The sequence below is a fragment of the Anaerophaga thermohalophila DSM 12881 genome (assembly GCF_000191885.1).
Classification (GTDB): domain Bacteria; phylum Bacteroidota; class Bacteroidia; order Bacteroidales; family Marinilabiliaceae; genus Anaerophaga; species Anaerophaga thermohalophila.
This window is the reverse complement of the sequence record NZ_AEWI01000005.1, coordinates 59794-72869: the sequence shown is the minus strand read 5'-3', so window position 1 is coordinate 72869 and position 13076 is coordinate 59794. Positions and strand designations below refer to the sequence as shown.

Sequence of the window (13076 nt, the reverse complement as noted above, 5' to 3'; positions counted from 1 at the left end):
AATACCGCATTTACCCGACAACCCTTTTAAACACAACTTGTAGATTTGCCTTCTGTTGTATAAGTTTTTCATAGTATTAACTTCTGTATCAACCCATTAAATTTCTATTCCCAGTAAGAAACAACATCCCCTCTCAGCAAAACCACCATTTTCTGGCAGACCTTATACAACAAAGCTAAATTTTGTTTATCGGGGGAAAAACAGGTATAAAATTCTCTCCACGGATGGGAAAATACTCATCTTCCCAACAGGAAACACTACGGATATAAATGAATAATATTCACAGAAAATTCAAAAAACAACTCGTTACAGTTTACTCCCAATCTGTAACCTTTTTGTTGAAATCATCACAAAAATAAACGATTTATTTTAAAAACACTAATAAATTCATCCGTATAAATTTTAATTATTAAGGTCGGTTGGAACCCTCATGTAAGGCTTTATACATATTCTTGTTGTGGTATGCCTTGTCAAGCCCGTTTTATCTTACATCTTACCATCTTACATCTAAAAATCTATTAAAACAAACTTTGCCATGCCCGTTTCATTCAAATCAGCCTTCAAAAAGATGAATATAAAATCATTTTAAATTGAATGAATATGCAAATTATCGAGTAATTGATGGTAAATCTTCACGCCTTCAACAATTTCTGATGGTCTGATGAATTCATCGGAAGTATGAGAACGCGAAGAATCACCCGGACCAATTTTCACCGTAGTAAACGGCATACGCGCCTGGTCGGAAGTAGTAGGAGAGCCAAATTTTTCGAGCCCCAGCTCTTCGCCCCTCTTAACAAAGGGGTGATTTACAGAGACAGAAGAGCTGTTTAGTCTGAAAGACCGAGCCTTTAATTCACAGTTGACATGTTGCCTGATAAGTTGAAATAATTCCTCGTTTTTATAGTGCTCATTTACTCTTATATCGACCATGAACAGGCAAACATCCGGAACTACATTATGTTGAGAGCCTGCCCCGATACCGGTAACAGTCATCTTCACCGGCCCGAGAAACTCTGATTGCAGGGGAAATTGATAATTCCTGAACCATTCAATGACAGGAATCGCTTCATAAATCGCATTGATGCCTTCGTCACGGGCTGCATGACCACTTTTACCTTTTACCGTTCCGTCAAGCACCATCAGTCCTTTTTCAGCCACAGCCATCTGCATACGTGTGGGTTCACCCACAACCCCGAGGTCAACAGGTCCGAGTTGGTCAAGAATAGAAGCGACACCCTCCTCTCCGGATATTTCTTCCTCCGCAGTTGCAGCAAAAATAAAATTACACGGATGTTTCTTTTCCTCCAGCATCCTGAAAGCGGCAAGCAATGAAACAACGGATGCACCTGCATCGTTACTTCCGAGCCCGGTTATCTTATCATCTTCTTCTTTGGGAGAAAACGGATCACTTGTCCAGCCGGAAGAGGGTTGAACCGTGTCGATGTGGGAATTCAGCAATATGGTGGGTGATTTTTCGGAGTAATATTTCGACCTGATCCACAGGTTATTCCCTTTTCGCTGATAATAATCCAACCCGTTTCTTTTAAAAAAATCTTCAAGCAATGCGGCCACTCCCTGCTCTTCGCGGCTAAAAGAAGGAACAGCTATCATTCTTTTCAGAAGCTCAATTGAATCAGTTATGTATGGATGAACGGACATATTTAAGTTCTCTAAAAAATTTATGAGCCCGGTCTAAAAATAACGCACTCATTTATTCGCCAAGCGTAGTACCTTTTCCGGGGATGGTCAATCCTTCAATATTGGTAATAACCACTTCCAGCACACCCCGGCTCAAAGCATTAAACCCGTTTTCGAGCTTGGGTACCATTCCTTCTGCAATGATGCCTTCATCACGATACATTTGGAACAATTCCCGGTTCAGAAAAGGAATAACAGAAGCGTCATCATCGGGATTGATCAATACGCCAGGTTTTTCGAAGCAAAAAACCAGACGGGTATCAAAAGCTTCTGCAAATCCCACAGCCAGAGCAGCAGCAATGGTATCGGCATTTGTATTGAGTATCTGTCCTGCTCCGTCGTGTGTCAAAGGAGCAACCACAGGAACAAGTCCCCGTTTAATTAAGGCCGTCAAATTACCAATGTTGACATCATCCACATCCCCAACAAAACCATAATCAACTTCGGTTCCTGTTCGTTTATGGGCTTTCACAATATTCATATCTGCTCCGGTAACGCCAAAAGCGTTGACCCCCCTTGCCTGAAGGGCAGCTACCACATTTTTATTGACTAAGCCGCCATAGACCATTGTCACCACCTCAAGCATCTTTTCATCTGTTACCCGGCGTCCTTCCACCATTTTGGTCTCTATTCCCAGGCGCCCTGCAAGGGCCGTAGCCGAACGCCCGCCTCCGTGGACAAGAAGTCTGGCACCGGGAAGCGATGCAAAGTCGTCCATAAATATGTGGAGTGTCTGTTCCTCTTCCAGAACTTTCCCCCCGACTTTGACAATGGTTAATTGTTGATCCATAAAAAATATGATTTAAAAAGCTAACGGACAACTGAAGAATTATACCCGGTTATCAAAACATCCGAAAAACTATTCCAAAGCTTCCAACATTCGTTTCAAAACGGTTTGTGCCGATACCACCCTGTTGGCAGCTTCCTGGATAACAATAGAATCGGGACTGTCAATAACACCATCGCTTACCACCATATTACGTCGCACCGGCAAACAATGCATAAACTTTGCATGATTGGTCAGGGCCATTTTTCTCTCATCAACTGTCCAGCTTCTGTCGGTTGACAACACTTTCCCGTATTCCGAAAAGCTGGCCCAGTTTTTAGCATAAATGAAATCGGCATCTCTGAAAGCCCTGTCCTGATTATACTCAACATGAATGCCTTCCATAAATTCAGGTGCAAGTTCATAACCCTCTGGATGGGTAACAGTAAGCTCCACATCTGCTGCCTTCATCCATTCCACGAAAGAATTCGGAACAGCCTGGGGAAGTGCTTTCGGGTGTGGCGCCCAGGTAAGAACAACCTTGGGGCGGCTTTTTTTCCTATACTCTTCAATGGTAATTAAATCGGCAAAAGCCTGCAACGGATGGCGCGTTGCAGATTCCATACTGATGACGGGTCGTCCGGAAAACCCGATAAACTGATTCAGCAACCGTTCGCTGTAATCCTCTTCCTTATCTTCAAATTTAGCAAAAGACCTTACGGCAATAATATCGCAGTATTGTCCGATTACCGGTACAGCTTCACGAATATGCTCGGGTTTGTCTCCATCCATTATCACACCAAATTCTGTTTCCAGTTTCCAGCCGTCTTTATTTATATCCAGCACGATCACGTTCATTCCAAGATTAGTTGCCGCCTTTTGTGTACTTAACCGCGTCCGCAAGCTGGAATTAAAAAAAATCAATACAGCGGTTTTATTTCTGCCAAGATGCTGATAACCAAACGGGTTTCTCTTCACTTCGGCGGCTTCATTCAATGCCTGCCGGAGGTCTCCGATATCGGAAGGTGTTAAAAATCTCTTCATCAATATAAATTTTTTGATTTACCGGCCTTATAGCCTCGCCCGGTTTATCCTGGAAATTCGTATGATTGAGTCCGGTCTGAAAAGCATCTTTGTTGCCAAACTCATGATTGCTTTATCTGCAATTTCGTAACGATTTTTCATGGCCGTATAGCGCCGTCACTTTCAACGATCCACTTATAGCTGGTCAACTCTTTCAGCCCCATGGGCCCACGGGCATGAAGTTTTTGTGTGCTGATACCTATCTCGGCCCCGAGTCCAAACTGGGCACCATCGGTGAAGGCGGTGGATGTATTGGAATAGACGGCTGCCGCATCCACCTCGTTAAAGAACCGTTCAACTGCTGCTCTGTCTTCGGCAATGATTGCTTCACTATGTCTGGAACTATTTTGGGATATATGAGACAGCGCTTCATCAAAATCTTTCACCACTTTTATGGCCATACGCAACGACAGAAACTCGGTACCGAAAGATTCGGGTGTCGCTTTCTGCAAAAGGTCTGAAGGATAGTGACCTTCGAGTCGCATCCAGGCGCTCTCATCAGCTTCTATCACCACATTCTTCATGGCGAGTGCAGCAACCAGTTCCGGTAAGTCGGAAAGCCGATCTTCGTGAAGTATCAGACAGTCAAGTGCATTGCAAACGGCAGGTCTTCTGGTTTTTGCATTGAACACAATGCGTTTCCCTTTTTCCAAATCGCCGGAGGCATCAAAGTAAGTATGCACAATACCTGCTCCGGTCTCTATCACCGGAATTTTAGAGCCTTCACGTACCGAATTTATCAGCCCCTGCGAGCCTCTTGGGATAAGCACATCCACATAACCATCGGCATTCATTAAGGCGCGGGCGGCCTCCCGGTCGGGTGGAAGCAGTTGAATGACATCATAAGAAACGGAATGGGCAGCCAGACATTCCCGAATTATTCCGGCTGCGGCAAGATTAGAATGCCAGGCATCCTGTCCTCCCTTCAGTACCGACACATTTCCCGACTTAAAACAAAGTGAAAAAACATCGAAAGTCACATTGGGACGTGCTTCATATATAACACCAACAACCCCAATCGGTACACTCACTTTTTTAAGGTGCAATCCGGATGGCATGGAACGCTCGTCCAATATTTTTCCCAGGGGGGACTGCATATTGGCGACAGAACGCATATCGGCAGCAATCCCTTCTATTCGCTCCTGCGTCAACATAAGCCGGTCATACCGGGGATCGGACTCATCCATCCGTTCCATATCCTTTTTATTGGCACTCAGCAAAAAAGCACTTCGCGCGACCATTTCATCGGCCAGATCGAGTAAAACACTTCTAATATTATCATCACTCAATCGCACCATTGTTTGGGTGGCTTCAGCCGCTTTCCTGAATTGTTCGTTGTTGGTCATATTGATAGATAATTGTACGACATTTTCGGCGTCGCATTTTAATTGGATTATAATTGCTATAAAAGTTACTGCTCCGGTACCGCTCCGCGGTTTTCGTTGTTACCGGGTTCATTGGTAATGTTACCGCTCCGGACACCGCTCTGCGGTTTTCGTTTTGTCAACAACATATCAGCAATTAACAGCCGCGGAGCAGCGACAGATAAGGTATAGATTTGTTTGATCCCGGTTATGCCAGGTCAGGGTAAATGAACAAATAATCGTAATGAATCAAGGGGCGGTAACGTTCGTCATGTAAATGTCTTTCGGCAACCGCCCGGTCATATTGAGCCCTGCCGATGCCTAACAATTGTCCGTTTTCATCTTTTATCCGCAACAGGTCGCCCTTCTTAAAATCATCGTTGAGAGAAACCACGCCAGCCAGGAGCAGACTCCTTGCTTTGGGCCCGGTCAAAGCTGCCTTAGCTCCTTTATTGATGACCACTTCTGCTTTGGCAAACCCGTCGGCATAGGCCATCCACTTTTTAATGGCCGGTCGTGGACTATTGGGAACAAACCTTGTATGTGGCACATTTACATCTTCAGAAATCAAATCGATAATTACATTATCACGGGTGCCGTTAGCAATATGAACCGTAACACCCGCGGCAGCCGTTTTCCGGGCTACCCTGCATTTGGTCAGCATCCCGCCCCTGCCAAAATCACTCTTCGTGGCAGAGATATAGGCATCAAGGTCGTCCACACCCTCTCTTATTTCGGAAATAAGTTCGGAGCCGGATTCACCCGGGACACCGGTAAATATTCCGTCAACATTGCTGAGGATTAACAGCGCATCGGTATCCATCATGGATGCCACAAGTCCTGCCAGTTCATCATTGTCGGTAAACATTAGGGCTGTAACAGAAACTGCGTCATTTTCATTTACCACGGGAACAATTCCGTTGTCGAGTAAAACAGAAAAGCAGTTTTTCATGTTCAGATAATGTTCCCGTGTGCTAAAATCCTGTTTTGTGGCCAGCACCTGAGCACTTATAAGGCCCTGTTTTTCAAATAAATCAGAATAAACATTAACCAGTTTCACCTGTCCTACTGAAGACAATAATTGTCGCTGTGCAACCGGGTCTTTAGCGGATGCGTTCCTGATGGTATCGCGACCGGCAGCAACAGCACCGGAGGAAATCAGTATAACATGAATGCCCTGTTTATGCAACCAGCCAATCTGACCAACCAAATGTTCCATCCGCTGAACATTTAAACTCCCATCGTCCCTGGTCAGGACATTGGACCCTACCTTTATTGTTACAGACTTATAAATAAGCTTGTTATTTCTCACTTCTTTTTTGTGGCGTTTTCAATTTTTTCGTATGAAGTAAGTAAACCCTTGATCAAGGCTGAGCTGAACCCCTGATGCTCCATTTCGTTCAGACCTGAAATGGTAATTCCCCTGGGGGTTGTCACTTTATCAATTTCGGCCTCCGGATGAGTCTCACCTCTGATGATCAATTCCGATGCCCCCTTCACCGTCTGGGAAGCAATTTTCAGGGCAAGTTCTGAGCCAAATCCGATTTCCACGCCTCCCTGGGTGGCAGCACGGATAAATCTCAAAGCAAATGCAATACCGCAGGCTGCCAACACCGTAGCGGGAGACATTAATTCTTCAGGGATAAACTGAACGACCCCTACCGGTTCGAATAAATCCCGAATGACTTTATCCTGCTCTTCGGTCGATTGAAAAGAAGAAACACAGGTCATGGATTCGCCTATGGAAATAGCCGTGTTCGGCATGGCCCTGAAAATGCCTTTTCTTCCGCCTGCCATCTCAGAAATTTGCTGTGCATCTACGCCGGCAGCCAAAGAAACCAGAATGGCCTCCTTTTTAAGAGCAGGCGTAATTTCTTCTATTATATCTCTCATTTGAAACGGCTTCACGGCAAGAATGACGATATCAGCGTTATTCACGGCATTCGCATTATCCTGTTGAACTACAATGCCGTATGTTTCAAGTGTTTTGATAAGATGCACCCGTCTTCGGGTCACCACCAATTCCCCTTTAAAAGGTTGGTTCGCACTCATCAAACCTTTGGCAATGGAAGATCCAAGATTGCCTCCCCCGATTATAGCAATTTTATTGATCATGAATGTCTTTATTTCTTTCTCCGGCTACTTCCGGTTCATTAACTTGAATGTGCGCCCAGTTTTCACCACGTTTGATCCGTTGCAACTGAATTTCGCTTATCCCGAACTGACGGGCAATAATTTTCAGACGGGTTTTACGGCGCGGGTCCGATATTCTCTTTTTAAGCAACATCACCTGCGTATCGGTAAGTTTGCCTCCCTCACTCCGGCGGTTTTCCTTCAGGCGCTTGCGTCCTTCCACAACCGTGGGATTTTTTTGCTGATGCTCAAACATATCCTTTTTATTGGCCCAGCACAAATTTTCAACAAAATTATTGCATTTGTTATAATCCAGGTGAATCACATACTTCTGATCATCAGAATCTTTGCCGATAAATTGCTCAGCCACCAGTTTATGCACATAATAGGTTCGCGAACGCCCAAAGGGTCGCAGGGGCAATGTCTTATATCCTTTAAGTGTGCCTCCTTTAACAAAAGCAGCATCACTCATATCGTCGGCACAATAGCTGACGACGCGCCCGTAATTCGAAACAGCATAACGTTTTCGCAGGGCTCCTTTTTCGAAAGGGATTTCTTTCCATTCTTCATTCCAGTATGATTTAACCATAATTCAAGGGTTTAGGGAGCCAAAAGACGCCTCAGAGCCTTAATGAAAACATTAGCTTCCTTTTGGGTAAGGCTTAGTGGCGGAAGAAGCCGGATGATATTGGTGGAAGAAACGCCGGTAAATATGTACTCATCCTTTAATAGTGTTTTCCTGAGCTCATTTACCGGTGAGTCAAATTCCAGCCCTATCATCAGTCCGCGGCCACGAACCTCTTTTATACCACTGATTTTTCGAAGCTCTGACAAAAGAAATTTTCCGATGACATCGGCATTGATGATCAAATCTTCGGATTCAATGACCTCGAGCACTGCCAGCCCGGCAGCACAGGCAAGGTAATTACCACCAAATGTGGTACCGAGCATCCCGTGTCGGGCTTCAATACCGGGTTTGATCAAAACGCCGCCCATCGGAAAACCATTGGCCATTCCTTTGGCTACAGTTACTATATCTGGTTCAATATTTGCTTCCTGAAATGCAAAAAACTTCCCACTCCGTCCGTATCCCGACTGAATCTCATCCAGAATGAGCTTACATCCGGCTTTCTCACACAAAGTCTGAAGGTTTTGCAGGAACGAAATTTCAGGGATGCGTATGCCCCCGATTCCCTGAATACCCTCTACGATAACAGCACAAACATCGCCTTTCTGCAACTCTTTCTCAACAGCCACTATGTCATTAAGAGGAAGGAAAGTAACATCCTGTCCACGATTTAACGCTGCACGGATATTATCGTTATCAGTAACTCCCAATGCTGCCGAGGTTCTCCCGTGAAAGGCTTTCGAAAAAGCAACAACACGACGTTTCCCTGTGGCAAATGAAGCCAGTTTCAAAGCATTTTCGTTGGCTTCAGCCCCACTGTTGCACAGGAACAGACGGTAATCTTCGAGCCCGGATGTTTCGCCCAGTTTTTTGGCCAGTTCCTTTTGCAACGGGTTAATGACAGAATTGGAATAAAACCCTATACGGTCGAGCTGTTCTTTAATGCGCCGGATATAATGCGGGTGTGAATGACCTATTGAGATCACAGCATGACCCCCGTACAAATCCAGATATTCAACACCCCGATCGTCGGTAATGTAACAACCATTAGCCGAAACGGGAATCACGTCCAACAGCGGATAAACATCGAACAACTCCATTATTCTTATCGTTTAATATATTATGAGCCCGGTCTAAAAAAGCATCTTTATTATACCGAACGCTTATTATCAATACTTTCAGCAGTGGTAAACTTTGCCTGCTTGTTTCACCGGGTTATAATATGGTCCGGAAATGTCGCTGTACTCATCTGAGCACAGCGACAAACAAACAGAAGGGAGTAGGATTGAAAAAAATGAACACCTAAATTTAAACCGTAAAAAAACAACCCTTTATCTATCTCAAAAAGCCACTGGCTTCAGTCGTAGCCCCTCCTGTTCGTCCAGACCAAACATCAGATTCATATTTTGAACAGCCTGCCCCGATGCACCTTTGGTAAGATTATCGATAACACTTACCACATGGAGCTTACTGCCATACTTTTTCACATGTAACAAACATTTATTGGTGTTGACCACCTGCTTTACATCGACAGGTTTTGCCGATATTGTAACAAAAGGATGAGTACTGTAAAATTTCCCGAACAAATCATTTGCTTCAGTCTCACTTATCGGGCAATTCAAATAAACCGAAGCCAGAATTCCCCGGGAAAAATTACCCCTGACGGGAATAAAATTGAAGGCTTCATTAAAGCCCGGCATCAGTTCTTTCATGGTTTCGGTCATTTCATTAAGATGCTGATGACCAAAAGCTTTGTATACCGAAACATTGCCATTTCGCCAGCTAAAATGGGTTGTTCCCGAGGGTGCCTGTCCTGCACCTGTAGAACCGGTAATGGCATGTACATGTATCTCATCAAGCAGATGACCGGCCGCAAGGGGAAGCAATGCCAACTGAATGGAGGTGGCAAAACAACCGGGATTAGCCAGATACCGGCAATCTTTTATCTTTGGCCGGTTCACCTCGGGCAGACCGTAGACAAACTCATTGTTTTGTCTGTCCAGCCTGAAATCATTGCTCAAGTCAATCACCTTCAACTGATCCGGCAGGTTATGCTCTTTCATAAATGTTGCTGATCGACCATGCCCCATGCAGAGAAAAATGACATCTACCGCTTCGAAATCCATCCCTTCACAAAATTCCAGATTGGTCTCTCCAAACAGGTCGGTATGAACATCGAACAATTTATTTCCCGCATTACTACTGCTATGAATCCATACAATCTCTGCCGAAGGATGCCCAAGTAAAATACGGACAAGTTCTCCGGCTGTATATCCCGCTCCACCTACAATGCCTACTTTTATCATTTTTCTAATCAGATATTTAGTACTCCTCTATAAACTCAAACAAACTTTCACAATATGTCAGATTTAAGCATTGAGACCGGGCTAAAAAGTATCTTTGTTGCCAAACTCATTGTTGTTTTAAATTTTTGCATCCTCATTAACAATAAGTTAACTCCGGTACAAAAATCTAAAACGCCTCGATTTTGACAAAAATATGCTTTACTCAAGCATTAACACCAGTCTCCACATCAAATCCGTTGACTTTATTAAATATTTTCAGATAATTGCTCATCAGCTTTGTAAATCCTTTTACATCATTACCATCCCACTCTTTGTTCACTTCACCGTAATCGCCAAACCCACTCCTCATCAGATCGTGTGGCGAACGAATTCCAATCAGTTCAAAGCGGTAAGGATGAAGTTTCAGAATAACGTCGCCCGAAACATTGGCTTGCGAATGTTCCAGGAATGCTTCAATGTCACGCATCACCGGTTCAAGGTATTGAGCCTCGTGAAGCAACATGCCGTACCAGTTACCCAGCTGCTCTTTCCAATACAACTGCCATTTGGTAAGTGTATGTTTCTCAAGCAAATGATGCGCTTTAATGATCATCAGCGGTGCTGCTGCTTCAAACCCGACGCGTCCTTTTATCCCGATGATAGTATCACCCACGTGTATATCGCGTCCAATTGCATAAGAGGCCCCTAACGACTCAACTTTACGAATGGCATCGACAGGATTGTCAGACGACTCACCGTTAACCGACTTCAGCTCTCCCTTTTCAAAGGAAAGTATCATTTCTTCACTTCCTTCCTTCTTCAGCCGGCTCGGGTAGGCATCGTCAGGAAGAGCCTGATCGGAAGTAAGCGTCTCCTTCCCTCCCACGCTGGTACCCCATATCCCTTTATTGATGGAATAGGCCATTTTGGTCCAATCTTTATTGACACCTCTCTTTTTCAGGTATTCAATCTCTTCATTGCGCGACAAAGTAAGATCACGAATCGGGGTCAGTATTTCAATTTCCGGGGCCATTATCTGAAAAGTAAGATCAAACCGAATCTGATCATTTCCGGCCCCTGTACTTCCGTGTGCGATATACCGGGCACCAATTTTTCGTGCATAATCTACAATAGCCATAGCCTGAAAAATACGCTCCGAAGAAACCGAAAGCGGATAGGTATTATTCTTGAGCACATTCCCGTAAACCATATAACGGATGCAGTTCCTGTAATAAAGTCCGGTAATATCGAGGGTAACATGATCGGTCACGCCCAGGCTCCGTGCACCTTTCTCTATCTCCCCGAGTTCGACATCCGAAAAGCCACCCGTATTGGCAATTGCTGAATAAACTTCCAGTCCCTTCTCCTCTTTGAGGTATTTAACGCAAAACGACGTATCCAGTCCGCCACTAAAGGCAAGCACTACTTTGTTGTTCATTATTTCTATTTTGTTATATCAACTAAACATTCTTTCAAAATCTACCGGTAATTGCCGCCTCACCAAAGGCCTGATGAATCAGGCAAAGAGAGTAGAAAACAGGCTCTTCAGCAAATTTCTTTTCCCTGTGGACTGCTTGTTATTGTTCGACTTTAAGAACACAAACTGCTTAAATTTCAACCATCTGCCGTACACACTCAGCCGCTTTGGAGGAATGGGTTCCGGCTTTGCATCTTTTGCCGGATCAAAAAGCATTCCTGTACAAAGGCAATGTTTGCGGTTGGTACGCATCAGGATATCATAATTTACACAACTCTGGCAGCCTTTCCAGAACTCGTCATCGTCGGTCAACTCCGAAAAAGTAACCGGTTTATATCCGAGCTCCGAGTTGATTTTCATCACGGCAAGTCCTGTTGTAAGCCCAAATATTTTAGCATTTGGGTATCTTTTCCGTGAGAGTTCGAAAGCCTTCCGCTTGATTTTCTTTGCAAGACCCTGTCCACGATATTTATCCACGACAATTAATCCGGAATTTGCTACAAACTTCTCGTGTCCCCATGATTCGATGTAGCAGAATCCGGCAAACTCATCACCGTCAAGTGCAATAATGGCCTTCCCCTCAATAATTTTGTTACGGATATAATCCGGACTCCTGCGGGCTATACCTGTTCCCCTGATTTTGGCGGCTTCCGCAATGGTCTCCAGAATGGTATCCACATAAGGCAAATGCTCCTCCGAAGCAATCTGTATTTTTATATTATTTACCTGTGCCTGTGCCATTAAATATATATTGTTAGATATTTATGAGCCCGGTTTGAAAAGCATCTTTGTTGCCAAACTCATTGTTTTTTTAAATTTTTGAACCCTCATTAACAACGGGTTAATTCCGGTACAAAAATTTAAAACGCCTTGATTTTGAAAAAAAATGCTTTTTATACCGCACTCATTCTATATTAAAGATGTCAGATTTACAATAGATTTAAGATGATCACATAACCTTGAAACAAAGAATTTTTACAGTCAGCTGTTTATCACAAACCATCATCCCAAAACAGATTTCAAGGCCTTTGCAAAAACTTAACGAACGATTGTCTCACAATAATTTCTTTTTCAGTCCCGGCATAAACAAAGAAAGTGCATTGATAACATCAGGTCGCGATACCCCTTCCTTACTGATAAGAAGTATGGTGTCATCTCCCGCAATTGTTCCCAGCACCTCAAAGGGAGCATGACTATCGATGACCGAAGCGATACTGTTGGCAAATCCGGGCCGTGTCTTCAAAACAGCCATATTCCCGGAAAATTCAATAGATTCCAGTCCGCTAACGGGGAATACATCTCCATTTTCGTCTTCTCCACTCTTATCATCCTCTTCCGGCAGAACATAAGCATATCCGCCCTCTATATCGGGCCGCTTGGCCACTTTCAATGCCTTAAGATCACGTGAAAGCGTAGCCTGAGTTGCCGAAAAACCTTCAGTTTCCAGCAAATTAAGCAGCTCTTCCTGGCTCCTCACCCTGTGGTTCGAAATCAGCTGCCTGATGACATTTAATCTTTGCGTCTTTACCTTCATATCGACAAATGAAAAGACATTCCCTCATGCCTTAATACATAAAAGGAATGTTCAGTTCTATTTAATAATAAAATTAACCAATTCCTGCCAAGGAATAATTATTCAATA

Annotated in this window: 12 protein-coding genes; all 12 read right to left on the bottom strand. The window is 44.0% G+C overall.

Translation table 11 applies throughout. The annotated features are described in order from the left end of the window. Window positions 1-585: 585 nt before the first annotated feature. The 12 genes from ATH1_RS0102380 to ATH1_RS0102320 all read right to left on the bottom strand — a co-directional run bounded on the left by ATH1_RS0102380 (window position 586) and on the right by ATH1_RS0102320 (window position 12968). Complete coding sequence (locus tag ATH1_RS0102380; RefSeq protein WP_010417044.1) at window positions 586-1659, bottom strand: M20 family metallo-hydrolase; 1074 nt, start codon at window positions 1657-1659, stop codon at window positions 586-588. A 52-nt stretch (window positions 1660-1711) separates the two neighbouring features. After that, window positions 1712-2488, bottom strand: coding sequence for an acetylglutamate kinase (argB, locus tag ATH1_RS0102375; protein ID WP_010417042.1), 777 nt, complete (start codon window positions 2486-2488; stop codon window positions 1712-1714). Window positions 2489-2557: 69 nt separating this feature from the next. Then, complete coding sequence (locus ATH1_RS0102370; RefSeq protein WP_010417040.1) at window positions 2558-3508, bottom strand: N-acetylornithine carbamoyltransferase; 951 nt, start codon at window positions 3506-3508, stop codon at window positions 2558-2560. 137 nt (window positions 3509-3645) lie between these two features. Beyond that, entirely contained in the window at window positions 3646-4893 is a 1248-nt protein-coding gene (locus tag ATH1_RS0102360) for a glutamate-5-semialdehyde dehydrogenase (protein ID WP_010417037.1), read from the bottom strand. 226 nt (window positions 4894-5119) lie between these two features. Next, window positions 5120-6223, bottom strand: coding sequence for a glutamate 5-kinase (proB, locus tag ATH1_RS0102355; protein ID WP_010417033.1), 1104 nt, complete (start codon window positions 6221-6223; stop codon window positions 5120-5122). Beyond that, entirely contained in the window at window positions 6220-7026 is an 807-nt protein-coding gene (gene proC / locus ATH1_RS0102350; protein WP_010417030.1) for a pyrroline-5-carboxylate reductase, read from the bottom strand. Before proC ends, proB begins: the two co-directional genes overlap by 4 nt. Continuing rightward, on the bottom strand, window positions 7016-7633 hold the full coding sequence (locus ATH1_RS0102345) for an HNH endonuclease (protein ID WP_010417027.1): 618 nt from the start codon (window positions 7631-7633) through the stop codon (window positions 7016-7018). Before ATH1_RS0102345 ends, proC begins: the two co-directional genes overlap by 11 nt. A gap of 11 nt (window positions 7634-7644) precedes the next feature. Beyond that, a complete protein-coding gene (locus ATH1_RS0102340) occupies window positions 7645-8772 on the bottom strand; it encodes an aspartate aminotransferase family protein (protein ID WP_010417025.1) in 1128 nt (375 codons plus the stop codon). 240 nt (window positions 8773-9012) lie between these two features. Continuing rightward, a complete protein-coding gene (argC, locus tag ATH1_RS0102335) occupies window positions 9013-9978 on the bottom strand; it encodes an N-acetyl-gamma-glutamyl-phosphate reductase (protein ID WP_010417023.1) in 966 nt (321 codons plus the stop codon). 202 nt (window positions 9979-10180) lie between these two features. Then, entirely contained in the window at window positions 10181-11395 is a 1215-nt protein-coding gene (locus tag ATH1_RS0102330; protein ID WP_010417021.1) for an argininosuccinate synthase, read from the bottom strand. Window positions 11396-11473: 78 nt separating this feature from the next. Then, window positions 11474-12175: a GNAT family N-acetyltransferase gene (locus tag ATH1_RS0102325; RefSeq protein ID WP_010417019.1), complete on the bottom strand. Its 702-nt coding sequence runs from the start codon at window positions 12173-12175 to the stop codon at window positions 11474-11476. A gap of 313 nt (window positions 12176-12488) precedes the next feature. Continuing rightward, on the bottom strand, window positions 12489-12968 hold the full coding sequence (locus tag ATH1_RS0102320; protein WP_010417017.1) for an arginine repressor: 480 nt from the start codon (window positions 12966-12968) through the stop codon (window positions 12489-12491). Between the last annotated feature and the right edge of the window lie 108 nt (window positions 12969-13076).